18 protein-coding genes and 2 pseudogenes are annotated in these 26,289 nt (G+C 67.4%); 1 reads left to right on the top strand and 19 read right to left on the bottom strand.

Annotated elements, in window-relative coordinates:
- The 16 genes and pseudogenes from ACHZD8_RS06265 to ACHZD8_RS06340 form a co-directional block, all read right to left on the bottom strand.
- Positions 1–439, bottom strand: a pseudogene (locus tag ACHZD8_RS06265) (L-arabinose isomerase); the annotation flags it as partial.
- Positions 436–1,173, bottom strand: coding sequence for an L-ribulose-5-phosphate 4-epimerase (locus ACHZD8_RS06270; protein ID WP_394769305.1), 738 nt, complete (start codon positions 1,171–1,173; stop codon positions 436–438). The pseudogene ACHZD8_RS06265 and the gene ACHZD8_RS06270, both read right to left, overlap by 4 nt.
- Entirely contained in the window at positions 1,170–2,852 is a 1,683-nt protein-coding gene (gene araB / locus ACHZD8_RS06275) for a ribulokinase (RefSeq protein WP_394769306.1), read from the bottom strand. Before araB ends, ACHZD8_RS06270 begins: the two co-directional genes overlap by 4 nt.
- A 611-nt stretch (positions 2,853–3,463) precedes the next feature.
- The gene (locus ACHZD8_RS06280) at positions 3,464–4,318 is read right to left on the bottom strand and encodes a hypothetical protein (RefSeq protein WP_394769308.1); all 855 of its coding nucleotides are present in this window, start codon (positions 4,316–4,318) and stop codon (positions 3,464–3,466) included.
- 9 nt (positions 4,319–4,327) lie between these two features.
- The gene (locus ACHZD8_RS06285; RefSeq protein WP_394769309.1) at positions 4,328–6,994 is read right to left on the bottom strand and encodes a DUF4062 domain-containing protein; all 2,667 of its coding nucleotides are present in this window, start codon (positions 6,992–6,994) and stop codon (positions 4,328–4,330) included.
- A gap of 178 nt (positions 6,995–7,172) precedes the next feature.
- A complete protein-coding gene (locus ACHZD8_RS06290) occupies positions 7,173–8,279 on the bottom strand; it encodes a substrate-binding domain-containing protein (RefSeq protein WP_394769310.1) in 1,107 nt (368 codons plus the stop codon).
- A gap of 78 nt (positions 8,280–8,357) precedes the next feature.
- Complete coding sequence (gene mmsB / locus ACHZD8_RS06295; RefSeq protein WP_394769311.1) at positions 8,358–9,692, bottom strand: multiple monosaccharide ABC transporter permease; 1,335 nt, start codon at positions 9,690–9,692, stop codon at positions 8,358–8,360.
- Positions 9,689–11,242: a multiple monosaccharide ABC transporter ATP-binding protein gene (gene mmsA, locus ACHZD8_RS06300; RefSeq protein ID WP_394769312.1), complete on the bottom strand. Its 1,554-nt coding sequence runs from the start codon at positions 11,240–11,242 to the stop codon at positions 9,689–9,691. The genes mmsB and mmsA overlap by 4 nt, the downstream gene beginning before the upstream one ends.
- A gap of 172 nt (positions 11,243–11,414) precedes the next feature.
- Positions 11,415–12,583 (bottom strand): annotated as a pseudogene (locus ACHZD8_RS06305) (ROK family transcriptional regulator).
- An 87-nt stretch (positions 12,584–12,670) separates the two neighbouring features.
- Positions 12,671–13,684, bottom strand: a complete 1,014-nt coding sequence (locus tag ACHZD8_RS06310; protein WP_394769313.1) for a LacI family DNA-binding transcriptional regulator — start codon at positions 13,682–13,684, stop codon at positions 12,671–12,673.
- A gap of 110 nt (positions 13,685–13,794) precedes the next feature.
- A complete protein-coding gene (locus ACHZD8_RS06315; protein ID WP_394769314.1) occupies positions 13,795–14,697 on the bottom strand; it encodes a cyclase family protein in 903 nt (300 codons plus the stop codon).
- Positions 14,694–15,971, bottom strand: a complete 1,278-nt coding sequence (locus tag ACHZD8_RS06320) for an APC family permease (RefSeq protein ID WP_394769316.1) — start codon at positions 15,969–15,971, stop codon at positions 14,694–14,696. Before ACHZD8_RS06320 ends, ACHZD8_RS06315 begins: the two co-directional genes overlap by 4 nt.
- Positions 15,972–16,128: 157 nt before the next feature.
- Complete coding sequence (locus ACHZD8_RS06325) at positions 16,129–18,195, bottom strand: ArnT family glycosyltransferase (protein ID WP_394769317.1); 2,067 nt, start codon at positions 18,193–18,195, stop codon at positions 16,129–16,131.
- Positions 18,192–19,457 carry a glycosyltransferase gene (locus ACHZD8_RS06330; protein ID WP_394769318.1) on the bottom strand — a complete coding sequence of 422 codons (1,266 nt, stop codon included), beginning with the start codon at positions 19,455–19,457 and terminating at the stop codon, positions 18,192–18,194. Before ACHZD8_RS06330 ends, ACHZD8_RS06325 begins: the two co-directional genes overlap by 4 nt.
- Before the next feature lie 117 nt (positions 19,458–19,574).
- The gene (locus ACHZD8_RS06335) at positions 19,575–20,732 is read right to left on the bottom strand and encodes a cystathionine gamma-synthase (RefSeq protein ID WP_394769319.1); all 1,158 of its coding nucleotides are present in this window, start codon (positions 20,730–20,732) and stop codon (positions 19,575–19,577) included.
- Positions 20,733–20,763: 31 nt separating this feature from the next.
- Positions 20,764–22,128: a cystathionine beta-synthase gene (locus ACHZD8_RS06340; protein WP_394769320.1), complete on the bottom strand. Its 1,365-nt coding sequence runs from the start codon at positions 22,126–22,128 to the stop codon at positions 20,764–20,766.
- A 108-nt stretch (positions 22,129–22,236) separates the two neighbouring features.
- On the opposite strand from ACHZD8_RS06340, the gene ACHZD8_RS06345 reads away from it, so the two are divergent.
- Positions 22,237–22,800 carry a potassium channel family protein gene (locus tag ACHZD8_RS06345; RefSeq protein WP_394769321.1) on the top strand — a complete coding sequence of 188 codons (564 nt, stop codon included), beginning with the start codon at positions 22,237–22,239 and terminating at the stop codon, positions 22,798–22,800.
- Here the strand turns inward: ACHZD8_RS06345 and ACHZD8_RS06350 are convergent.
- From ACHZD8_RS06350 to ACHZD8_RS06360, 3 genes are all read right to left on the bottom strand, one after another.
- Positions 22,797–24,677, bottom strand: coding sequence for an ABC transporter ATP-binding protein (locus tag ACHZD8_RS06350; RefSeq protein ID WP_394769323.1), 1,881 nt, complete (start codon positions 24,675–24,677; stop codon positions 22,797–22,799). The two genes, ACHZD8_RS06345 and ACHZD8_RS06350, sit on opposite strands and share 4 nt — an antisense overlap.
- 218 nt (positions 24,678–24,895) lie before the next feature.
- On the bottom strand, positions 24,896–25,873 hold the full coding sequence (locus ACHZD8_RS06355) for a carbohydrate ABC transporter permease (RefSeq protein WP_394769324.1): 978 nt from the start codon (positions 25,871–25,873) through the stop codon (positions 24,896–24,898).
- Positions 25,870–26,289 (bottom strand): carbohydrate ABC transporter permease (locus ACHZD8_RS06360; RefSeq protein WP_394769325.1); only part of this gene is annotated, 420 nt, incomplete at its 5' end. The genes ACHZD8_RS06355 and ACHZD8_RS06360, both read right to left, overlap by 4 nt.

Consider the following 26,289-nt stretch of genomic DNA (forward strand, 5'->3'; position numbering starts at 1 on the left):
CACCGAGGCGGGTCTGGATGTAGCCGAACTCCCGGTCACCGTGCGCGGCCTGGTTGAGATTCATGAAGTCGAAGTCGATCTCCGACCACGGCAGCGCGACGTTCGCCTGGGTGTGCAGGTGCAACAGGGGCTTGCGCAGCAGGTCGAGGCCGGTGATCCACATCTTGGCCGGGCTGAAGGTGTGCATCCAGGCGATGACACCGATCACCTTGTCCTGCGCGTTCACCTCGAGCGCCAGGCGGCGGATCGAGTCGGAGTCCTTGAGCACCGGCTTCCACACCACGGTCACGGGGATGTCACTCGCGGCGTTGAGGGCCCGGGCGATCTCATGCGACTGCTCGGCCACCTGCGCGAGGGTCTCCTCGCCGTAGAGGTTCTGGCTGCCGGTGAGGAACCACACCTCGGAGGAGGCGAGGTCGGGGATTATCGAGCGGCTCATGCGTCAAGTCCTTCTGGGTCGAGGTCCGGGGTGGTTTGGGCGACCGGCCCGTCGAGCGAGCCGGCCGGGGCCTGCCCGTAGACGTTCTGGTAGCGGTCGAACAGGGCGTCGATCTTGTCCTGCGGGATGGGGATTGTGTCGCCGAGCTGGCGCGCGATGTGCACGGTGCGCGCCACGTCTTCGGCCATGACGGCGGCCTTCACGGCGTCGCGGGGACTCTTTCCGATGGTGAAGACCCCGTGGTTCTGCATCAGCACGGCGCGGGAGCGATGACCGGAGAGCGTCGCGACGATGCCCTCGCCGATGGATTCGTCGCCGATGATGGCGAACGGCCCGACCGGGATCTCCCCGCCGAACTCGTCTGCCTGGCCGGTGATCACGCAGGGCACGACCTCGCCGCGCGCCGCCCACGCCGTGGCGTAGGTGGAGTGCGTGTGCACGACCCCGTTCACGTGCGGCATGTTGCGGTAGACGTACGCGTGCGCCGCGGTGTCGCTCGATGGCGCATGCTTGCCCTCGATGACCGTGCCGTCGAGATCGCAGAGGATCATGTTGCCCGGAGTGAGGTCGTCGTACTCGACGCCGCTCGGCTTGATCACGAAGAGGTCGGCACCGGGCACCCGGCCCGAGATGTTGCCGCCCGTCCAGATCACCAGCCGGTAGCGCACGAGAAGCTCGTGCAGAGCGCACACGTCCGCGCGAACGCCGTCGATGGCCTGCCGCAGGTCGCTCATGCTGCTGCCTCTCGCTTCATGGCCTTGAGCCGATGCATGACCTCGTTCGCCCCTCGACCGAAGTAGTCGTGCAGTGTGGCGTATTCCGCAAACAGCCGGTCGTAGGCGTCCGCCGCCTCGGCGTTCGGTACGTACACCGCGCGGTCGACCTTTCCCATCGCGCGGCCGGCCGTGAGCACGTCAGGGTAGGCACCGGCGGCGACGGCGGCGTGGATGGCCGACCCGAGCGCCGGCCCCTGCTCGCTCGCGATGATGGAGATCGGCATCCGCAGCACGTCGCTGTAGACCTGCATGAGGAAGGGGTTGCGCTTGAGCCCCCCAGCCACGATGAACTCGGTGACCGGCACGCCGCTGGCGTTGAAGGTCTCCACGATCGTGCGGGTGCCGAACGCGGTCGCCTCGAACAGGGCGCGGTAGATCTCCTCGGGCCGGGTGGTGAGCGTCGTGCCGAGCACGACGCCGCTCAGCTCGTGGTCGACGAGCACCGATCGGTTTCCGCTCTGCCAGTCGAGCGCGACGAGCCCGTGCCCTCCCACCGGCTGGTCCTTGACGAGGTCGGTGAGGTGCTCGTGGATGCCGATGCCCCGCTGCGCCGCCGCCTCGAGGTAGCTGCCGGGCACCTGGTTGTTCACGTACCAGGCGAAGATGTCGCCGACCCCGGACTGGCCGGCCTCGTAGCCGTACAGTCCGGAGACGATTCCTCCGTCGACGACACCGCACATGCCGGGCACCTCGGTGAGGATGTCGGAGTTCATCACGTGGCAGGTCGAGGTGCCCATGATCGCGAGCATCTGGCCGGGCTCAACGGCCTGCGCCGCCGGCGCGGTCACGTGGGCGTCCACGTTTCCCACCGACACGGCGATGCCGGCCGGCAGCCCGGTCCAGGCTGCGGCCCGCGCCGAAAGCGTGCCGGCAGCGTCGCCGAGCTGGCCGATCTCGTGGGCGACCTTGTCATCCGCGAAGCCGGCGAAGGCGGGGTTGAGCGCGGCGAGGAACTCCCGGCTGGGGTACTCGCCGTCCTGCAGGATGCCCTTGTACCCGGCCGTGCACGCGTTGCGCACGTAACGGCCGGTGAGCTGCCAGACGATCCAGTCCGCCGCCTCCACCCAGTGGTCCATCCGCTCGTAGAGTTCCGGATCCTCCTCGAGCAGCTGCAGCCCCTTGGCGAACTCCCACTCGCTCGAGATGAGCCCGCCGTAGCGGGGAAGCCAGGTCTCGTTCCGCTCGGCGGCGACCCGGTTGATGCGGTCGGCCTGGCCCTGGGCCGCGTGGTGTTTCCAGAGCTTGACGTAGGCGTGCGGCCGGTCGGCGAACTCGGCGAGCTCGTTGAGCGGGGTGCCGTCGGCGATCACCGGCAGCGGAGTGCTCGCGGTGAAGTCGGTGCCGATGCCGATCACGGCGGCCGGATCGATGCCCGCGGCCGCCACCGCGGCGGGAACCGCGGTCTTCAGCACCTCGACGTAGTCGGACGGCACCTGCAGCGCCCACTCGGGCGGCAACGCCTTGCCCGTGTACGCGAGCACCGTATCCATCACCGCGTGCGGGTAGTCGTGGGTGGCCGATGCCAACTCGACACCGTCGGACACCCTCACCACAACGGCCCGGCCCGACAGAGTGCCGTAGTCGATTCCGATCACGTACCGGTCGTCCGGCCCGATGGTCCCCGGCTCAGCGGCCATTGCGACTCCTTCGTCAGTCTCTCAAATGTGATCGCTCACATTTCCCCTGCTATGCTACATCGTCGCTCGCCCCAAAGAGAAGGAGGCGGGTCGATCCCGCGCTCGCGTCCCGGGCAATCCCGCCTCCCGGGCCTTCCGCGCCATCCCGCCCGGGCCATCCCCCCTCCCGCGCGATCCCGCCCGGGCCATCCCGCCCGCGCTCGCCTCCCCTCTTCCCCGTGCATAACTCAGGCTGGAATCGCCGAGCCGCCCGCCGACCCCCGCGATCCCGCGGGCCCGAGGCACTGCCGGCGCAAACAGCAGGAGTTATGCACGGCGGGCGACGCATCGACCGGCCTTGGCCGGGAGGCCGCCTAGCGGGGGGCCTGCCCCGCGTCGCGCCGCCGCGCGCCGCCCGGTTCTCCTGCCTGCAGTGTCCCGGCGTGCACAACTCCGGCAAAACTGGCCGAGCAGCACTGACCACCCGCGGGATCTGGGGGCCACGCACCAGGCCCCGGCGAATCTGCAGGAGTTATGGACGGGCCAGGTCGAGCGCGGGCCGGGTGGGGCAATAGGTGCAAGCAGAACGGCGGACACTCGGCGCCCGGGCCGACCCGTCGGCCGGAACCCTCTCAGCCGCGCCGCCGCTCGCAGAAGACGTAGGTCGCCAGGTAGAGCCCAAACGACAGGATGATCCCCCCGACGAAGGCGGGCGCGGCCAGCCGCGACCACTCGAGGTCGCCCCGGCGCAGGAAGAGGGCAACGACTATGAACGCGAGGCTCACCAGTTGCGCCTGGAAGATCAGCCGGAACGCGCTCCACCGCGAGTCCACGAGAAAGAGGATGTCGACCATGCCGGGCAGCGTCAGTATCGCCCCGACGATGCGGGCGGTGAGCGGGGTGAGCTGCCACGCCCAGGTGTTGAGGAAGGCGGCTGGGAAGACGAAGAGGGCGAGCCCGGCGACGATCGCGAGCACCCCGATCACGGCAAGCGTGAACCGAATCCCCCTCGGAACCGTGACGTCGACGGACTCCGGCAACCGCGGATCCGCCCGGCGATTCGCGATCCAGGCCGCAAGCACCAGGAACGGAGTGGTGACGTAGAGCACCACCCAGGTGATGAAGGAGATGTGCCCATGGTGGAAGCGATCCCAGTGCAGGAGCGTGGCAATTCCGGCGAGGGTCGCGAACACGATCACGGCGGGAAACCCGTTCGCCACGCGGTGCCAGCGTCGCTCGATCACCACCCCGATGAAGAACCAGATCCCTCCGATGTAGGCGCTCCCGAGAAGCATGGCGGTGAGCGGAGGAACGATGGTCCAGGCGAACAGCCGGTCGGTACCGGTCGGGAAGCCGTAGAGGAGCACGCTCGCGGCGGCCAGAAATGGCAGGATCACAATCCCCAGCCACCGGGTGGGGGCCAGGATCGCGTCGCCTCCGTTGCCGCGCCCGCGAACCCGGGACAGGTTGTTGCGCTGGTTCGACACCGGCTCCTCCTAGTTCGCGTCCACCGCGTTCGTTCGCGTGCTCTGCCGCACCACCGCTGCGGGCAGGGCGAGCGACACCGCCTCCTCGAGCGACAGGTCATGACCCTCCAGCCGCGCCCGCTCGAATTCGGCCGCAGCGGGGCCGTCGATGATCGACTGCACCGCCCGCTCGTGAAGGGAGAAGCTCCGCGCGTTGTAGAGCCCCGTCTGCTCACGAAGCGATTCGGATGCCCCCAGCAGTCGACCTGCTCGATCGGCGTCGTTCGACGCCGCGGCGATTCCCACGAATCCCTCGAGGCCCCAGGCCACTCCCTCCACATGGCCGAGGCGGGCCGAGATCGAGAGGCTCTCGTCGAACGCCGCCGCCGCCTTGGCCGGATCCCCGCTCAACAGGTTGACCCACCCGAGGTGGTGAAGGGCGATGGCGGTGCCGAGGTCGTCCCGCTGCAACTTGGTCAGGGCGAGGCTCTCGGTGAAACAGGTGAGCGCTCCTTCCAGGTCATGCCGCATGAGCGCCACCCGACCGCGGGTGACGAAGGCCATCGCCTCGCCCCACCGATCCCCGGCCTGACGGAACAGGTCCACCCCCTGCTCGAGTTCGGCATCGGCTTGCGCCACGTCCGGTTCGGGTGCCGACAGCACAGCGAGGGCGAGGGACACGAGCGCGAAGGCCTCACCCGATCGGTCGTGCTGCGCGCGGAACAGTCGAGCACTCTCGGTGAGACCCGGAACGATCTCCTTCTCCCGGTCCTGCCAGAAGGTGATCGCCCGCGTGAAGTAGAGGGCCTGGGCCCTCGTGAGGTCCGGCAGCTCGTCTCCGGACTCGAGCACCTCGTCCATCCACACCCGCACCTCGCCCAGGTGACCGCCGATCCACCAGTACAGGTAGAGGTTCCAGGCGAATTCGGCTGCCGAGACCCACTCCCGGTGGTCCAGCCAGAAGCGCTCGGCCGCCCGCAGGTTGTCCCGTTCGTCGGCGAGCCGCGCGGCCCAGTCGGCCTGCTCCGAGCCGTCGAGCATCCGCTTGGCGTGTCGGCTCTCACGCAGGTAGTAGGTGGCGTGCCGCCGTCCGGCGTCCTCGAGCTGCCCGCGGTCCGCCAACTTCTCCAGGGCGTACTCGCGCACGGTGGCGAGGATGGTGAAGTACGGTCGGTCGCCGCGGTCCTGCTGGCGCACGAGGCTGCTGTCGACGAGGGTCTCGAGCAGGTCGAGCACCCGCGAACCCGACGGCGTCACACAGACATCCTCCGCGGCCTCGAGCGAGAAGCCTCCGGCGAATACCCCCAGCTGCTCGAGCAGCAACAGCTCGTCCTCCCGCAACAACTGGGTGCTCCACTCGATCGTGCTGCGCAGGGTCTGCTGTCGTGCCGGCAGGTCCCTGGCGCCGCCAGCCAGCAACGCGAGGCCTCGGTCGAGTCGCTCGATCAGAGTGGCCGGCGGAAGGATGCGGATGCGCGCGGCCGCGAGTTCCAGGGCAAGCGGAACCCCCTCGAGGACGATGCAGATCCGCGCGACGTCCCCCATGTTCTCCGCCGTCACCTCGAAGTCTGGCTTCACCGCGCGGGCGCGCTCCACGAACAGGGCGACGGATGCCGAGGCGAGCACCGAGGCGACATCGGTTCGCCGCGTAAGGGCCGGCAGCCCGAGCGAGCCGACCTCGAATGTCCGCTCCCCGGAGACCCGCAGGAGCATCCGACTCGTCACCAGCATCGTGAGTTCGGGCGCGGCGGCCAGGAGCGCAGAGAGCGTGGTCGCCGCGTCGAGCACCTGCTCGAAGTTGTCGATCACGAGCAGCGCCTTGCGATTCGAGAGTGCCGTCGTGATCTTTTCCATCAGGGGTCCGTCGCCGGCATTGCGCACGCCGAGGGACTGTGCGATCGCCGTGGGCACGAGCGCGGCGTCGTGCACCGTGGACAGGTCGACGAACCACACGCCACCAGGGAAGTCCCTGCGCACCCGATTGCCCACGTCGATGGCGAGCCGGCTCTTGCCGATTCCGCCCGGGCCGGTCAGGGTGAGGAGCCTGCCTCGCTCCCGCGTGAGCGCCGTCACCAGCGCATCGACCTCACGCTCCCGTCCCACCAGTTCCGAGAGCGGGTGGGGGAGCACCCCCGTCTCTTCGGCCGCGACCACGATCGACTGCGCGGGGGCCGGCGGCTCGAGGCTCCGCTCGAAGCTCTCGGCCAGCATCGTCGCGAGGTCCGCCTCGAGGAGTTCGCCGAGCTCCTCGGGAGTGGAGAAGTATTTGAACGACGCGTTGTCACTGTCCCGAATCCGTGCGAGCAGGGCCGTGAGGCCGGCATCCCGCGACTCGGCCGGTTCCTTGATGTAGATGAGCTTGGGGAGTGTTGGCGCGAGGTTGTACTCGTCTTCGAGTCCCGAGACCTCCTCACCCGGCGCCACCCAGCCATACCGCTCCCAGTACAGTCCCACGAAGACGTGGCTCTGTTGGAGGTAGGCACGGTACAGCTCGCGGGGCGGATGCGGGCGAGCGCCAAGCTCGAACATGACGGGCGCGAGATGCAGCCGCTCGATGGCCACCCGCGCGCTTTTGCGCTCCGGGGCGAGTTCCCGCAGCGTGGAACTGACGAAGATCCGGAGCCGCTGGTCTGGCGTGCGGATCAGGGGCGACGCGAGCCCCTCGGCCTCCGATCGGGTATCGGTTTGGGCTGCCACGGGGTCACCTCCCGTCGACTCGGGCGCTCCCGGTTAACTGCACTCTTAGGGACGAACAGTCTCAGGATAGTCTTCGGCCGACTCGCAGTGGGAAAAATCCTCGGCTCGACTCCCGGGCGCAAAAAAGTTCGGCCCCCGCGGATTCCGCGGGGGCCGAACCTTGATCATCGAACCGTGACTACTTGGTCAGCGCCTCGAGTGACGGGGTGTTCTTGTACGACTCGGCGGCGTTGTCCTTGGTGACGAGCTCCGGCGGGAGCAGGTACGTCGGAACAACCTTGACACCGTTGTTGTAGTCCGTCGAGTTGGTCGAAGGCGTCTTGCCGGCGGCAAGGTCCTTGATCATCGCGATGGTCTGGGCAACGAGCTTCGTCGTGTCCTTGTTGATCGTGGAGTACTGCACTCCACTCATGATCAGCGGGATCGAGGCGGCCTCGGAGTCCTGACCGGTGATGACGGGCTGAACCGGCTTGTCCTTGCCCGCCGCGTGAATCGACGTGATGATGGCGCGAGCCAGCGTGTCGTTCGGCGACAGAACGCCGTTCAGAACGGTGCTGCCCGTGTAGTTCGCCGCGAGGAGGGTGTCCATGCGGGTCTGGGCGTTCTGGGCAAGCCATCCGGCGGTCGCCGTCTGCTTGATGTCGGTCTGGCCGGAGACGACGGTCAGTGTCTTGTCATCGATCTTCGGCTGCAGCACCTTCATCGCGCCCTTGAAGAACACCGGAGCGTTGGCGTCGTCCGACGAGCCGGAGAACAGCTCGATGTTGTACGTCTTGGCGTCCGGGAAGCGAGCCTTCATGCCGTCGAGAAGTGCCTGGCCCTGGAGCTCACCGACCTTCTCGTTGTCGTATGCCACGTAGTAGTCGACATCCTTGGTGTTCAGGATGAGGCGGTCGTACGCGATGACGGAGGCGCCCGCGCTGTGAGCGGCGCTGACCTGCGAACCGAGCTGCGAACCATCCTTGGCACCGATGACGATGACCTTGGCACCCTTGGTCGTCATCGACGTGATCTGGTTCTGCTGCTCCGACACCGTGTTGGTGGCCGGCGCGTACTGCACGTCTGCCTTGAACCCGGCCTTGGCGATGCCCTCCTCGAAGAGCTTTCCGGCCAGAACCCAGTTCTCCGAGGTCTTGTCCGGAAGGGCGACGCCGACGACGGAGCCGGCCTTGAATCCGGCAGCGGCGCCGGACGAGCTGGTGGTCGTGCCACGGCTCGAGCAGCCCGACAGGGCCATCAGTGCGACCCCGGCGATTGCCACGGTCGTGATTGCGAACTTACGCATGTGTTGTCTCTTTCTGTTGTCTGTTGGTGCAGTGGAAAGACTGGGGGCAACGGGCGCCCCCAGGGGCTACGCGAGTGATCAATTCGGCGTAGTGGACTTGGGGCGTGCTGTTTCTTCCTGAGGATCCGTGGGCAGCACGCGCGGGGTGTCGAGATCTTCGTTGACTCGGCGGGCACGAGTGAACCGGCCGATGATCGAGGGTCTGCCCTGCTTCTTGCTGTAGACGTCGATGCCGACGGCCACGAGGAGCACGAGGCCCTTGATGATCTGCACCCGGTCGACTCCCACGCCGAGAAGCTGCAGGCCGTTGTTGAGCACGGCGATCACGAAACCACCGACGATGGAACCGACGATGGTGCCGATGCCGCCGGAGACCGCCGCACCACCGATGAACACGGCCGCGATCGCGTCGAGCTCCCAGCCGACGCCGTCGCCGGGGCCGGAGGCGACGGACCGACCGACCGCGATCATCCCGGCCAGCGCCGCGAGGATCGACATGTTCATCATCACGAGGAAGTTAATGCGCCTGATGTTGACGCCGGAGAGCTCCGCGGCGTGCCAGTTGCCGCCGACGGCGTAGATGTGGCGGCCGAAGGTGGTGTTGCGGGTGATGAACGAGTACAGCAGCACGAGCACGCCAAGGATGATGCCCGAGACCGGGTAGCTGGTTCCCGGGCGGCCCGTCGCGAAGAGGTAGGTCGCGTAGAGCACAACCGCGAGCAGGATGACGACCTTGACCACGCTCACCCAGAGGGGCGCGCTCTCCGACCCCATCTTGCGCTGCGTGCGGCGAGCCCGGACCTCGCCCCAGACCACGGCCAGCGCGACGAGAACGCCGAGGATGAGAGTGCCGTTGCTGAAGCCGAACTGCGGCCCGAAGTCCGGGATGAATCCGTTGCCGATGATGGCGAAGGAGTCGGGAACCGGGATGCTCTGCGAGTTGCCCACGAGCTGGTTGCCGCCGCGGAAGATGAGCATTCCGGCCAGGGTCACGATGAAGGCCGGCACGCCGACGTAGGCAACCCAGAATCCCTGCCACATGCCGATCAGCGTTCCCACGACGAGGCCGAAGAGGATCGCGAGCAGCGGCGGGAAGTGCCAGCTCTGCATCGAGATGGCCACGATAATGCCGGTGAAGGCGGCGACCGATCCCACAGACAGGTCGATGTGGCCGGCGATGATCACCATCACCATGCCGATCGCCAGGATCAGCACGTACGCGTTCTGGTTGACCAGGTTGATGAGGTTGATCGGGTCGAGCGTGAGCCCACCGGTCAGGATCTGGAACAGGATGATGATGACGATCAACGCGCCGAGGATGCCGACCTGGCGAGTGCTGGATCCGCTGCCGAACATCTTGCTCAGGTCACGGATACCGCCCGACTTCTTCGGGGCTTCTGTCGTAGCGCTCATGGCTGGGTAACTTTCTTCTTCGAGGAGGTCATGCTTCTCATGAGGGTTTCCGGGTCGGCTTCCGACGCCGGGATGTCGTTGGTGATGGTGCCTTCGAAGATCGTCAGGATGCGGTCGGAGACCCCGAGAAGCTCCGGCAGCTCAGAGGAGATCATGATCACTCCCTTGCCCTGGGCGGCGAGGTCGCGGATGATCCCGTAGATCTCCGTCTTAGCACCGACGTCGATTCCGCGGGTCGGCTCGTCAAGGATGAGCAGGTCCGGATCGGTGAACATCCACTTCGCCAGCACCACCTTCTGCTGGTTGCCTCCCGAGAGCTTGTTCACGCCCTCCTGCACGGTCGGCGTCTTGATCCGGAGGCTCTTGCGATACTCCTCGGCGATGTTGTGCTCTTTCACCTTGTCGATCACCTGGCCGCGCGAGATCTTGGAGAGCTTGGCCGAGACCACCGACTCCTTGATGTCGTCGAGGAGGTTGAGCCCGAGCGCCTTGCGGTCCTCGCTCACGTAGGCAAGACCGTTGTCGATCGCCTCCGCGACGTTACGCAGCTGGATCTCCTTGCCGTTCATGAACACCTGGCCGGAGATGAAGTTGCCGTAGGAGCGACCGAAGATGCTCATCGCCAGCTCCGTGCGACCGGCGCCCATGAGCCCGGCGAATCCCACGACCTCGCCGTGACGGACGCTGAAGCTGGAGTTCTTGACCACCATGCGCTCGGCGGTGAGGGGATGCTGCACTGTCCAGTTCCGCACCTCGAAGAAGACCTCGCCGATCTTCGAGTTGCGGTCCGGGAAGCGGTTCTCGAGCGTGCGCCCCACCATGCCTCGGATGATGCGGTCCTCGTTGACCCCATCCTCCTTGATGTTGAGCGTCTCGATCGACTTGCCGTCGCGGATGATCGTGATCTCGTCGGAAATCTGCTCGATCTCGTTGAGCTTGTGGGAGATCATGATGGACGCGATGCCGCGACCCTTGAGGCCGAGGATCAGGTCGAGCAGGTGCTGCGAGTCCGCCTCGTTGAGCGCCGCGGTCGGCTCGTCGAGGATGAGGAGCTTCACCGACTTGTGCAGCGCCTTGGCGATCTCCACCAGCTGCTGCTTGCCCACACCGAGGTTCTTGATCTGGGTGTCCGGGTCGTCGACGAGGCCGACGCGCGCAAGCAGGTCGATTGCGGTCTTCTTGGCCACGACCCAGTCGATGTTGCCGAAGCGACCACGTGGCTCGTTGCCGAGGAAGATGTTCTCGGTGATCGAGAGCTCCGGGATGAGGGCGAGCTCCTGATGAATGATCACGATGCCGGCGGCCTCGCTCGACTTGATGTCCTTGAATCGGCACTCGGCGCCCTGGAAGATGATGTCGCCGTCGTAGGTGCCATAGGGGTACACCCCGGACAGAACCTTCATCAGGGTGGACTTTCCCGCCCCGTTTTCCCCGCAGATCGAATGGATCTCGCCGGCCTTCACCGTGAGGGACACCCGGTCGAGCGCCTTGACGCCCGGGAATTCCTTGGTGATCGAGCGCATCTCGAGAATGATCGGCTCAGTTGTCATGCCGGACCTCCGCGCCATCGAACGGCGGGATGTGTACGTTCACACGTGCGGCGGGCGCATCTGCTTTCACGTAGGACTCCCTTGTCATCAGGGCTGAATTTTGCCCGCTAACAGACTAAACCCCGAGAACGGTCTTGTCGTCAAGTTGTGAACACAACAAGTCCGTAACGACTCAGTTTTGACGCATTCCGGACGCCTGGAGCACGAGCGAGGCCGCGCCGAGCGCCGACATCACGATCGTGGTCGCCTCCCCGACGCTCGGCACTGCATGACGGCGGAGGCCGCGCTCGATCGGCTTCAGGAGGATGTCGCCGAGACCGGCAAGCGGTCCCCCGATGACGATCACTTGCGGGTTGATGAGGTTGGCGATGCTGGCGAGCGCCCGACCGATGGCGACGCCCGAGTCGTCAAGCACCCGCAGGGTTGCGGAGTCGCCGGCGAGCGCGTTCCGCACGATATCGGCCGTGGTCACCGTCTGGGTGCCCCCGCGGCTGAGCAATTGCATCATCACGGACGTGGAGGCGACGGTCTCGAGGCAGCCGCGATTGCCGCAGTGGCAGACCAGCCCGTTGTCGGTGATGGTCTCGTGGCCGATTTCTCCGGTGATTCCGAGACTGCCGTAGTACGGGCGTCCATTGAGAATCAGCCCGGCTCCGATGCCGCTTCCGATCTTCACGAAGGCGAGATTCTCCACGGAGTTATGCGGCCCCCAGGTGACCTCGGCGAGGGCACCGAGATTGGCGTCGTTGTCGAAAACTACCGGGAAATGCAGGCGTTTCTCGAGGTCCGGCAGGTGGATGCCCACCCACTCGGGCAGGATGGCCCCCTGCACGACGGTGTTGGTGCGCTGGTCGATCGGACCGGGAATGCCGACCCCCACGCCCAGCACCGACGAGGGAGCGATGCCATGCCGCTCGAGCATGACGGCAAGCAATTCGGCGGCGCGGTCGATGCCCTCCTCCGCGCGGTGGCCGGGGGAAGCTCCACGTACTCCTCGTCGACCACGACGTGTCCCAAGGTGACAATCACGATCCTGAGGTGACGGCGGCCGAAGTCGATCCCCACCGCCACCGCGCCGTTGCTGATGAGTCGCACGAGAAGCGCACGGCGCCCGGAACTCGTGGTGGGTTCCGTCGCCACCATGCCGGAGTGGGCCATTTTCTTGATGATGTTGGAGACAGTCGCGGTGGACAGCCCGGTCTGCCTGGAGAGCTCGGCCTGGGTGGACGGACCACCGCCGAGGAGCGCGTCGACCACCCGCTTCTGATTGAGTTCGCGCAGAGCCGTCTGGGACCCGGGGTTGCGGACGCCCCTGGAAACCGGATGCGGCGATGCAGGCATCCCTCGAGAGTGCAGCAAGAAACCGTTGTCGTCAAGAAGTTAACGCATCTTTGAAATCAAAATGTGATCGCTAACATCATCTCGAGCCTAAATTCGGGGCGGCGCGGTTGATTTTCGAACGATCAGCTCGGGCCGAACCTGCTCGTGGTTGGACTCCACTTCGCCACGGAGTTCGGCCAGCAGCATCGCGACCGACCGTCGGCCGATTTCGGCGAAATCCTGGCGCACCGTTGTGAGCGGCGGCCAGTAGTGTGCGGCCTCCGGAATGTCGTCGAAGCCGACGACGCTCACGTCGCCCGGCACGTCGAGTCCGGCGTCCCGGAAGGCGTGGATCAGGCCGAGGGCCATCTGGTCGTTCGCGGCGAACACCGCGGTGAAGTCCCGATACCGGAGGAGCTCGCGGCCGACGTGGTGCCCGAAATCCGCCGTCCAGTCACCGAGGATCGGGGGGTGGGTCGTGAGGTCGGCGTCGTCGACCTCGCGGAGAAAGCCGGTCATCCGCGCCTCGGCCTCGATCCAGTCCTGCGGACCCGAGAGATGCACGATCTCGCGATGCCCAAGATCGATGAGGTGGCGGGTGGCCATCCGCGCCCCGGCGATCTGGTCCACCGAGAGGCTGCGGTGGTCGTCCCGCCGGGTGGAATCGAGGGTCACGAGCGGCACGCTGATGTCGAGATGCCGGATCGCGTCGAACACGCGAACCTGGGGGGCGATCACGACGAGCCCCTCGACCGCCTGGCGCATCAGGTGTTCGAGCCGGTCCACGATCGCCGCGTGATCGCTCGTGGCCAGGCTCGTCGTGCTGATCAGGTAGCCCGCCTCGCGCGCGGCCTCCTCGATGGCGTGCAGGCTCGTGGTCGGTCCGTAGTGGGCGGTCTGCGACGTGAGCACGCCGATCGTACGGGTGCGACTCGTCACCAGGGCCCGGGCGGCCTGGTTCGGTCGATAGCCGACCTGCGCTATCACCTCCAGCACGCGCTGCTTGGTGGTGTCCTTGATGCTCTCCGAGTTGTTGAGAACCCGCGAGACCGTCTGGTACGACACGCCGGCCAGGCGTGCGACGTCCCGAATATTCGGGGCGCGAACCTTGTCTGGTTCCATGAGAGGTAGTCCGGCTTCGTCGACGTGTGATGTGTACGATCACATTTCACGTACAACGAAAACCATTATGGCCCACGCTTGGCCGGCCCCGGGAGCGGGTGAGCGCCGGTTCAGAGCACCCGCGCGAAGACGCGCACGGGGAAGGTGCCGAACCCCTCGACCTTCGGCGGCACGGCGGTGACGCTGCTGCCGGAAGGCGGCAGCGCGGCGAGGTTGGTGAGGTGTTCGACGACGTGGATGCCGGAGCGGAGCAGCGTGGTGTGCGCCGGACGCTCGCCCCCGCCCTCGGTGTCGTCGATGTTGAGCGAGTCGATGCCGACCAGGGTGACCCCCGCCTCGGCCAGATGACTGGCACCCTCGGCGCTGAGGAATGGCGCGCCGGTGGCATAGCCGGGCGTGCCGAATCGTGAGCTCCAGCCGGTGTGCAGCAGGACCGCCGTGCCGGCGAGGTCGCGGTCGAGGAACACCTCGGCGGGAATGCCTCGCGCCGATACATCCTGCAAATGGAATACTTCCGCGGGCTGGTCGACGAGGGTCGCGAGGTCGAGGTCGGCCAGGTCGTCCCCACCCTCGAACCGATGGAAGGGGCTGTCGAGGTAGGTGCCGGTGTTGCCGATCATGGTGATGATGTCCATGGCGAACTGGGTGCCGGGCGCGTACCTGTCGATCGACTGCTCGCGCGTGAGATGCGGGGTGATGACGGGAGCAGGCAGTCCGGGATAGGTGATGAGCCCGGCGCGGATGGTGTGGCTGAGGTCCACGAGCCGGCCAGGAGGGGCCGTCGGTGGCGACTCGACTCCGCGGGTGCCGCGGTGCTGTTCCTGCGCGATCACGAGGTTCGAGACGGATACCGTCGAGACCAGTGCCAGTCCCAGGTGGCCCACGAAGAGTCGGGCGACATCCGCCTCGGTGACGTCCGGGCTCGGCAGATCGATCCTGAAGCCCTCGGCGCCGAGACCGCCGCCGTTGGCGAACTCGACTCGCGCGTCGAAGCGGGCGCGGTATTCGGTCATGGTCGTCTCCTTGTGGCGAGTCCGACCACGATGGCCGCAACGGCGAGAATACCGGGAATGAGGAGGTGGCTACCCGCCAGCAGGAGCAGGCCCAGCACGAGAACGCAGGACACGACGGCGAGCCACCAGCCGACTGACCACCGTTCGAGGAGCCTCACCGCGGCTGCCATGCCGAGGGCGTACACCGCCACCATGCAGCTGGTGTGGATGAGGATGAACGGCTGCAGCGACAGGCCGCTCGCCACGAGGGCCGCGAGATAGACGAACGCGAGCCCACCGACGACGGCGAGGCTGCGCCGGGGGATGCCGCCGGATTCCACTCCCCGGGCGAGCCACCCGGGCAGGTCGCCGTCGCGACCGAGTGACGCGCCGAGCTTGGCGAAGGCGCCGAGATAGGCGTTGAGCACACCGAGCGACACGACGGCAGCGACGATGGCCACGAAGGCGGGGCCGACACCGGGCGCTGTTCTCGCGACGAGGTCGAGCAGCGGCACCGCGCCGGCGCCGGCCGCGCTGCCGAGCACGGAGACGGTCACGGCCTGCAGGGCGAGGTATGCCGCCCCCACCGCGGCGATCGCGATCCCGGTGGCGAGCGGGATGGTGCGGCGGGGGTTGCGGAACTCCCCCGCGATGTGGGTGACGGCCTCCCAGCCGGCGAATGCCCAGACAAAGAGGCTGATGGCCGCTCCCACTCCCGACCAGCCGTGCGGCAGGAACGGAGTGAAGTTCTGCGGCCTCGAGGCGGGCGCCGACACCGCGACGACGCCGATCACGATAGCGATGAGTGCGCCGGTGAGCACGAGCTGCGCCACCCCCGAGACCCGCAGTCCGTAGGCGTTCGACACGAGTGGGAGAATCAGGATCAGGACGGCCCCCACGATGACGGCCCAGCGGGGCCCGCCGAAGATCGCCACGACGTAGGAGGAGCCGAGCACCGCCACGACCGGCGATCCGACACAGACCCCGAAGAAGAAGAAGTAGCCGGCCATCCGCGCCGGCGTCCTGCCGAGGGCGAGGCGAACGAAGGTGGCGACGCCCCCGGCATCCGGGTATCTGGCCGCGAGCGCAGCGAAGGTGCCGGCAAGCGGAATCGACAGCAGCAGCACCGCGAACACCGCCACGATCGACGCCGGACCGGCGGTGCTCGCCGCCAGGGACGGCAGCACGAGGATGCCGGTGCCGAGAACCGCGGCGATGTAGAGCGCAGAGCCCTGGAGGAGTCCCACCGTGCCGGCGTGGGGCACGCCGGTGTTCGTGGTCGCTTCCGCGGTCATGAGGCCATCATCATGACCCAATCGTCGCAGCGGCGGCATCGAAACGGCTAGCGATAAACGGACAGGGTGCCACGACTTACCGCCTGTGCCCGTTCGACACGGTTGCCCACCTCGAGGGGGAACAGTCGCGACGAACGGGCACGATCGGTCCCGCCGATCAGCCGACCGGGGCGGTGAGGTCGTAGATCGTGACTCCGTCCACGGTCTTCGCGGTGAAGGTGGCCGCGACCCAGGTGGCGATCTCGGAGGACGCCGACGAGCCCCCGATCGATCGGCCAACGGATCCCGAACCGACGAAGTAGTGGATCTTGCCCGAGCCTACGAGGGCCTTGAACGTGGTGAGGGTGGGGGACGGGTCGCTTCCGTTGAAGCCCCCGATCGCCATGACCGGAAGTCCCGAGGCAAGCTGGTAGCTCGCCGCGTTGTTGGAGCCCACCGCCGCGGCCACCCAGGTGTACTCGGCCGCGTTCGACTCGAGCAGAGCGACTACCGCCGAGCTTGCGCTGGCCCCGCCGAGCAGGCCGCCCATGCCTCCCCGCGCCTCACCGAACGAACCCGTCCCCGCCTGGCCGGTCTGCCGTTGACCGAGCTGACCGGCCGGAGGGGTCCCGGTCGGCAGGGTCCCGTTCGGCAGGTTCCCGATGGGAGGAGTGCCCCCCGCGCCACCCTGACCGCCCGGTCGGCCCATGCCGCCGGGACCTCCGCCACCGAACCCGCTGCCGCTCACCGTCGGCCCGGCCGTGACGATCGAGCCGGTGTGGGCGGTCGACACGGTCTCGAGGCTGTAGGCCGCCGGGGCGATCAGGGTGCTCACCAGCGTGACCGCCAGGGTGACCCCGGCCAGGGCCCGACCGCGACGCGGCAGGAGCAGAAGCGCGGCGGCCACGAGACCCAGCACCAGCACGAGCCACTTGAGCCAGGGCAGCCAGGTCGTGGCCTCGCCGAGGAGCGCGAAGGCCCAGAACACCGTGAGCGCCACCGTCGCGGCGGAGACGATCCTGGCCCAGAGTTCGCCACGTCTCGACCAGAGCAGCGAGGATCCGATGGCCACCACCGCGGCTATCGGCGGCGCGAGGGCGACGGTGTAATAGGCGTGGAAGATGCCGGCCATGAAGCTGAACGCGAGGGCGGTGACGAGCAGCCAGCCGCCGAACAGGGCAAGCACCGCGCGCCGGGGATCGGATCGCGGGGTCTTCCAGAGCAGCACGAAGCCCACCACCATCACGACGAGCGCGGCAGGGAGGAGCCAGGTGATCTGGCCGCCGATCTCGCCCTCGAAGAGGCGAAGGATCCCTGCGGACCCCCACATGCCCGTGCCGGTTCCCCCGCCGCCGACGCTCCCCGTCTCGTTGCCGGTGAGTCGACCGAACCCGTTGTAGCCGAACGTGAGCTCGAGGAAGCTGTTGGACTGCGATCCGCCGATGTACGGTCGCATGCTCGCCGGAACGAGTTCGACGAGCGCCACCCACCAGCCGGCGGAGACGACGATCGTGCCCAGGGCCGCGAACAGGTGACCCAGCCGCGCGCGGAGCCTGACGGGCGCCGCCCAGAGGTACACCCCGGCAAGCACCGGAAGGATGAGGAACGCCTGCAGTTGCTTCGTGAGAAAGCCGAAGCCGATCATCGCGCCGGCCCACATCACCCAGCGGATCTTTCCGCTCTCGATGCCGCGGAGGGTGAAGTAGGTGGCGAGGGTCATCAGCAGCACGAGCAGGGCGTCCGGATTGTTGAACCGGAACATCAGCGCGGCGACCGGCGTGATCGCCAGGGCCGCCCCCGCGAGCAGGGCCGTGCGGGCGGAGAAGTGGCGTCGCACCGTGGCGTAGACGAAGCCGACGGTCAGCACCCCCATGATCGCCTCGGGCAGCAGGATGCTGAACGAGCTCAGCCCGAACAGCCGCACCGAGAGCGCCATGAGCCACAGGCTCGCCGGCGGCTTGTCGACGGTGATGGAGTTGGCGGCATCCGAGGATCCGTAGAGGAAGGCCTCCCAGTTGACGGATCCGGCCTGCGCCGCCGCGGAGTAGAACGAGTTCGCCCAGCCGTTCGCCGAGAGGTTCCAGAGGTAGAGCACCGCGGTCGCGAGGAGCAGGCCGATCAGCGCCGGCCGCTCCCAGGCCGCCGTGTCTGCCCGGCCGCGGATCAGCCGCCGAAGGGTCGCCGCGGCGGCCTCCGCTGGGCGCCGGTGGCCCTCGGAGGTGGTCGTGGTGGTGGATGAGGTCATGAGCTCGTCACTTTCTGGTTGAGGCGGGTGGGGGAAGACGCCGCGGGGTCGGCGGCGGGCGCACCGGGCGAGGCCGGCCGCCGTTGCCCGCGGAACACCCACACCCGCAGCAGAACGAATCGGAGCAGGGTGGCCACGAGGTTCGCGAGGGTGAGGATGATGAGCTCGGCCCGGGGGCCCGAGTCCGGCCGAAGCGCGTGCAGCAGCAGGAGAGATCCGCTCGTCACCAGCCAGGACAGCCCGAACACGACGAGCCCCTGGAGCTGGTGCCTCGCCGCGCCCGCCCGGCCCCGCACACCGAAGGTGAACCGCCGGTTGGCCGCCGTGTTGGCGACCGTGGTGAGCAGCAGCGCCAGAAAGTTCGCCGCCTGGGCGGGCATCCCCAGCTGGAAGATGAAATACAGCAGGGCGAAGGCACCGGTCGAGGCCACGCCGACCGCGCCGAATCGCACGACCTGGCCGAAGAAGCTCGGCGGCCGTGCCGAGTCGAATGGTCGCCGACCGAGTTCGGCGTAGATCGTCTCCACCGGCACCCGCCCGGTCATGATCGATCTCCCCACCCGGAACATGCCCCGGAGGTCGTCCCGGGCCGTCGAGACGATGTCCACCGAGCTGTGCGGGTCGTCGATCCAGTCCACCGGGACTTCGTGGATGCGCAACCCGGAGCGCTCGGCGATGATCAGCAGTTCGGTGTCGAAGAACCAGCCGTCGTCCTCGACGAGAGGGATCAGCTGCTGCGCCACCTCGCGTCGCAGCGCCTTGAATCCGCACTGGGCGTCGCTGAACCGCACGGCCATCGTGCCCCGAAGCAGCAGGTTGTAGCACCGAGAGACGAACTCCCGCTTGGCTCCACGCACCACCCGGGAATCACGGGAGAGTCTCGTGCCGATGGCGACATCCGAGTGACCGGACAGCAGCGGGGCGACCAGCGGGGGCAGGGCGGTCAGGTCGGTGGAGAGGTCCACGTCGAGGTACGCGACCACCTCGGCCGGCGAGTCGAGCCACACCCGTTTGAGCGCGCGGCCCCTGCCCTTCTCCGCGAGGTGCACCGCGACCACGTTCGGCAGTTCGGCGGCCAGCCGGTCCGCGATCGCCGCGGTGTGATCGGTGCTCGCATTGTCGGCGATGGTGACGCGCCATGGGAAGTCGACCTCGGCGGCCAGGTAGGCGTGCAGGGTTCGAACTCCGCGTTCGAGCGAGTCCTGCTCGTTGTAGACGGGAACCGCCACGTCGAGAGCGAGAGAGTCAGAGGAGTGGGCCATGAGCTCACTCTTGGCGGCCCGCCTCGGTGTCGACTATGGCGCCCCACAGGCGCGCTTATGCAAACGGTATGAGCTTGCTGGGCGTTGGCGGATGCGGGTGTCGACCCGGGAGGGCGCTCAGGCGGTGGCGCGGTCCAGGGCGGCGAGAACGTCGCCCACGAGATCGTCGACTCCCTCGATGCCCACCGACAGCCGCACGATGTTGTCCGGCACCTCGAGAGACGTGCCCTTGACCGACGCGTGGGTCATCTCCGAGGGGTATCCGATGAGCGACTCGACACCGCCGAGGGACTCCGCGAGCTGGAACAGCTCGGTCGATTCGGCGAACTTGCGCGCGACGGCGGCACCACCGGTGAGGGCGAGGGAGATCATCCCGCCGAAGCCGCGCATCTGGCGCGCGGCGAGCTCGTGTCCCGGGTGGTCCGGCAGGCCCGGGTAGAACACGCGGCCGACGGCGGCATGCCCCACCAGCGCCTCGGCGATGGCCTGGGCGTTGGAGGAGTGCCGCTCCACGCGCACCGCGAGGGTCTTGATCCCGCGCACGGTGAGCCAGGCATCCATCGGCCCGGAGACGGGCCCGACGGCGAACTGCAGGAAGCCCACCTTCTCGGCCAGTTCGTCGTCGTTGATCACGACGGCGCCGCCGAGCACGTCGGAGTGACCGCCGAGGTACTTGGTGGTCGAGTGGGTGACGACGTCCGCACCGAACGCGAGCGGGTTCTGCAGGTAGGGGGACGCGAAGGTGTTGTCGACGACCACGAGCACTCCGGCAGCGTGGCCGATCTCGACGAGGGCGGCGATGTCGCTGATCTTCATCAGGGGGTTGCTCGGTGTCTCGAGCCAGAGCACCTTCGTGGCGGGGGTCATCGCCGCGCGCACGGCGTCGAGGTCGGTCATCTCCACGGAGTCGAGGTGCACGCCCCACGGCACGAACACGCGATTGACGAGACGGTGCGTGCCGCCGTAGACGTCATTGCCCATCACGACGTGGTCGCCCGGACGCAGGATCGCCCGCAGGAGGGTGTCTTCGCCGGCGAGGCCCGAGGCGAAGCTGAACCCGTGGGCGCCGCCCTCGAGGTTTGCGATCAGCGTCTCGAGCGTGGTGCGCGTGGGGTTGCCGCCCCGAGCGTATTCGTAGCCGTTCCGAAAGCCGCCGATGCCGTCCTGCACGAAGGTCGAGGTCTGGTAGATCGGCGGGATCACCGAGCCCGTCGTCGGGTCGAACTCCTGACCGACGTGGATGGCGCGGGTAGAGAAATCGAGCGGTTCTGGCACGGGGTTCTTTTCTGGGGGAGGGACGAGTTGGTCAGTCGGAGAGGAAGGTGAGCAGGTCGTGCCTGGTGACCACGGCCACCGGCTTGCCGTCCTCGGTCACGAGCAAGGCATCCGCCTTGCCGAACGCCGACCGGGCGGAGCTCACCGATTCATGTACACCGATCAAACCGAGCGGGGCGCCGATAAATTTCCCGACCGGGTCGGTCATCTGCGCGTCGCCGCTGAACACCTGCTCGAGCAGGGAGCGTTCCTCGATGGCGCCCACCACCTCTCCGATCACGACGGGGGGCTCAGCGGACAGCACCGGCAGTTGCGAGACGCCGTACTGGGTCATGATCTGGATAGCGTCGCGAACCGTGTCGGACGGGTGAACGTGCACGAGGGCGGGCAGCGAACCTGTCTTGTGGCTCACCACATCGGCGACCGTCTTCTCGTCGGAGACCTGGGTGAAGCCGTACGACTGCATCCACTTCTCGCTGAACACCTTGTTGAGGTAGCCGCGACCGCCGTCGGGAAGCAGGATGACCATGATCGCGTCGGCGGGGAGCTCGCGCGCCGCCTTGAGTGCCGAGGCCACCGCCATGCCGCTCGATCCGCCGACGAGGAGTCCCTCTTCGCGCGCCAGCCGTCGGGTCATGTCGAAGGACTCGGCGTCCGAAGACGCGATGATCCGGTCCACGACCGAGCCATCGTAGGCCTCGGGCCAGAAGTCCTCACCGACGCCCTCGACGAGGTACGGTCGCCCGGTGCCGCCGGAGTAGACCGATCCCTCCGGGTCGGCGCCGATGATCGTGACGGCGGCGCCAGACACCTCCTTGAGGTACTTGCCGACCCCGCTGATGGTGCCGCCCGTACCCACGCCCGCCACGAAGTGGGTGACCCGGCCGTCGGTGTCCCGCCAGATCTCCGGACCCGTGGTCTCGTAGTGGCTGAGCGGGCCGTTGAGGTTCGAGTACTGGTTGGGCTTGAAGGCGCCCGGGATCTCCCGCGCGAGCCGGTCTGACACCGAGTAGTAGGACTCCGGGCTGTCCGGCGCGACGGCGGTCGGCGTGACCACGACCTCGGCGCCGTAGGCGAGCAGCACGTTGCGCTTCTCCTCGCCCACCTTGTCCGGCAGCACGAAGACGCACCGGTAGCCGCGCTGCTGGGCGACGAGCGCGAGCCCGATGCCCGTGTTGCCGGAGGTCGGCTCCACGATGGTGCCGCCCGGCTTCAGCTTGCCCTCGCGTTCGGCCGCGTCGATGATGCGCGTGGCGATGCGGTCTTTGGACGAGCCGCCGGGGTTGAGGTATTCCACCTTCACCAGCACCGTCGCCGCGATCCCCGCCGTGACGACGTTGAGCTTGACGAGGGGGGTGTTTCCGACGAGGTCGATGACGCTGTTTGCGTACTTCATGGTCCGGCCAATCTACCAGCGACGTTCGGCCGGTTACGCGTGGGGGCAGACGGCTTCCGCCCGAGAGCCGAAAGCGGCACAATTGCTCAACAGCACGTGGGAGCGCAGATGACCGACGACGATGGCCTCATCCTCTCGACCGCGCACGAACACCTCGATCGCCGTTCGCGTCGCCGGTTGCTCGGCCTGACCGCGCTGAGGTTGACCCTGTCGTCCGTGGCTCTCCTCACCGTCTACTACCTGCTGCCGATCGGAGCGCTCCACGGGCTCTCCACGATCCTGTTCTTCATCGTCGGCTGCGCTGTCTTCTTCGTCGTGCTCGGCTGGGAGATCCGCACGATCGTCGTCGCGGACTACCCGAGGCTGCGGGCGGTGGAGGCCGTCGCGGTCGCGTTCCTGCTGCTCATCGTCGTGTTCTCCTCGGTGTACTTCGCCATGTCCGACGCCGATGCCGGGGCCTTCACCGAGCCCCTGACGAGGTCGGACGGCCTGTATTTCACCATCACCGTGCTCTCCACCGTCGGCTTCGGCGACATCGCGCCGAGCACGGACGCGAGCCGCCTCGTCACGTCGGTTCAGATGCTCCTCGACCTGGCACTCCTGGGAGTGGTGGTTCGGCTCATCGTCGGGGCAGTGCGGCAGGGGGTCCGCCGGCAACGCAACGCGGGTTAGGCGCCGGCCGACGAGACCTGTTCGCGGTAGAGGCCCGCGTAGACTCCGCCCGCCGCGGCCAGCTCGGCATGGGTGCCGCGCTCCACGATGCGTCCGCCGTCGACGACGAAGATGACGTCGGCCGAGACGACCGTCGAGAGCCGGTGCGCGATCGCGATGGTGGTGCGGCCGGCCGACGCGGTGTCGAGGGCGTCCTGCACGACGCGCTCGGAGATCGAGTCCAGGGAGCTCGTCGCCTCGTCGAGGATCAGCACGCGGGGATCCTTCAGCAGAACCCGGGCGATCGCGATGCGCTGCTTTTCACCACCGCTCAGTCGATAGCCCCGCTCCCCCACGACGGTCTCGTAGCCGTCCGGGAACGACACGATCGTGTCGTGGATGTTCGCCGCCCGCGCCGCGCGCACCAGCTCATCGTCGCTCGCGCCGGGCTTGGCGTAGCGCAGGTTCTCGGCGATCGTCGCGTGGAAGAGGTAGGTCTCCTGGCTCACGATGCCGATGTTGGCGACGAGGGACTCCTGCTCCAGCTCGCGCACGTCATCCCCGGCGAAGAGGATGCGTCCGCTCGTCACGTCGTGGAACCGCGGAATCAGGTAGGAGACGGTGGTCTTGCCGGCCCCGGACGGCCCGACGAAGGCGGCGAACTGACCGGGTTCGATGTCGAACGAGACGCCCTTGAGCGTCGGCGTGGCATCGGATCCGGCATCCGGATAGGCGAAGACCACGTCGTCGAACTCGATCCGACCCAGCTTCGCGGGGTTGGCCGGGTGGGCGTTCGGGGCGTCCGCGATCGCCGGACGCAGGTCGAGGTACTCGAAGATCCGCGCGAACAGTGCCTGCGAGGTCTGAAGGTCGAGGGCCACCCGCATGAGCCCGAGGAGCGGCCACATGAGCCGTGCCTGCACCGTCGTGAAGGCGACGATCGTGCCGGCCGTCACCGGCACGTCGCCGAGGATCAACCAGGCCGCGCAGATGTAGATCACCGCCGGGATGATGGCGAGGAAGATCTGCACCGTGGCGAAGAACCACTGGCCGCTCATCTGCTCCCGCACCTGGAGGCCGATCTGGTTGTCGTTCTCCTTGGAGTACCGCCCGACCTCGGTACCCTGCTGGTTGAAGCTCTTGGCCAGCAGGATGCCGGAGACCGACAGCGTCTCCTGGGTGATGGCGGTCATGTCGCTGAGCGACTCCTGCGTCTTCGTCGCGATCTTGGCGCGAACGCGGCCCACCCGACGCTGGGCGAAGACGAGGATCGGCATGAGGATCACGGCCACGATCGTGAGCTGCCAGGAGAGCACGAGCATCGACACGAACGCCGCGATCACGGTGACCGTGTTGCCGAGCACGCTGGAGACGGTGTTGGTGAGAACGCTCGCGACGCCACCCACGTCATTCTGCAGACGGGACTGGATGATGCCGGTCTTGGTGCGGGTGAAGAACGCGAGTTCCATCTTCTGAAGGTGGCCGAACAGGCGCACCCGCAGCGCGCCCATCACCCGGTTGCCCACGGTGGCCGTGAGGAACGTCTGCCACACCCCCAGCGCCGCGGAGGCGACGTAGATGAGCACCATGAGGCCGACGATTTCGATCAGCACCGGGAAGTCGGGGCGACCGCTTGCCGGAAAGAGTCCGAAGTCGAACGCGCGCTTGGTGAGAAGAGGCGGCAGCACCGTGAGGGCGGCGCCGATCACGACGAGCACCGCCGTGATGGCGAGGGAGCGGCGGTGCGGCGCGAAGAGTTGCACGATGCGAGCGAGAAGGTCGGGGATGCGCGGCGCCTCCGCGTTGGCCTCGCGCTGGGCATCCGCGTCCCCGCCGCTGATGCGCGTGCGCTGCTTTCCCATGCGACCCACCTGGCTGCCGCCGTGCATTCCACTCATCCCCTCACTGTACGCAGGGCAGACGACGGGCCGGCCGCGATTCGCGACGGGCGGAATCCGCTGGCCGCGCTGAGTGCCCCGCGCCGGCCGGCGACAGTTCTGGTGGCGGGAGAAACGACGCCCGGCGGCGGGTTAAACGACTCGCGGCGGGAGTCGTAACTCCCGCCGCGAGCGCATATCCCCCGCCGCCGGGCCGAGGCCCGGGAGCGGTGCGAGGATCAGCCCTTCGTGCTGCCCGCCAGCAGGCCCCGCACGAAGAACCGCTGAAGCGCGAAGAACACGATGAGCGGAACCAGGATCGAGATGAACGCCCCCGAGGTGAGCAGCTGCCAGTCCTGGCCACGACCACCGGTGATCTCGGCGAGCAGCTTCGTCATCGGGGCCACCTCCCCGTCGGCGAACACCAGCGCGACCAGCAGGTCGTTCCAGACCCAGAGGAACTGGAAGATCGCGATCGACGCGATGGCCGGCATGGTGAGGGGGAGCACGATCCGGAAGAAGATCTGCCCGTGCCCCGCGCCATCCACTCGCGCCGCCTCGATCAGTTCGGCGGGGAGCTCGGAGATGAAGTTGTGGAGCAGGAAGATCACGAGCGGGAGCCCGAAGATCGTGTGGGCGATCCAGACCTGAGTGTACGAACCACTCGCATTCAGCCCGGAGAACAGCTGCACTCCGCCGATGCTGAGCCCTCGGGAGAAGAGACTCAGCAGGGGAACGAGAGCCATCTGCAGCGGCACGATCTGCAGCGCGAACACCCCGATGAACATCCAGTTCTTGCCCTTGAAGTTCATCCACGCGAACCCATAGGCCGCGAGGCTCGCGAGAGTCAGCGGGATGAGCGTCGCGGGCAACGTGATGGCGATCGAGTTGATGAACGCCTGCCCGAGATTCAGCTGGCTGTTCCCTGCCTTCAGAACCTGCGTGTAGTTGTCGAGGGTGAATCCGGGATTCTGGAAGATCGTCCACCAGCCGGTGGTGTTGATCAGCACGGCCGGACGGATCGAGGAGATGAACAGCCCGAAGGTGGGCACCGTCCAGACCAGGGCGATGATGAGCGACGCAATGGTCGCCCCGCGACTGGTCAGGCGCTTCTTCGTGCGCTTCGTGAGGGTTCGCTCTGAGGTGCGTTCACCGGCCCTGAGCTGGCGCTTCGTCGCGTTGTCGATCGGTACGTCGATGGGTGTGACGGCGCTCATCGGATCTCCCTCTGCTTCTGGATCAGCCGTGCGTTGTAAATGACGATGGGTAAGACCAGCACGAAGAGCACGACCGCGAAGGCCGCCGAACGGCCGTTCTCGAATCCCTTCCACTGCGTGTACATCTCGTTGGCGATCACGCTCGTCTCATTGGCACCGGCCGTCATCGTGCGCACGATGTCGAATACCTTGAGCGACGCGATCGAGATCGTGGTGAGCACCACGATGAGCGACGAGCGGATGCCCGGCACGGTCACGTTGATGAAGCGCTCCCACGCATTCGTGCCGTCCAGTTCCGCGGCCTCCAACTGCTCAGCCGGCACGCCCTTGATGGCCGCCGAGAGCACGACCATCGCGAATCCGGTCTGGATCCAGACGAGCACAACGATCAGAAAGAACGTATTCCAGGGCGAGAT

Source organism: Lacisediminihabitans sp. (assembly GCF_043726815.1).
Taxonomy (GTDB): Bacteria; Actinomycetota; Actinomycetes; order Actinomycetales; family Microbacteriaceae; genus Lacisediminihabitans.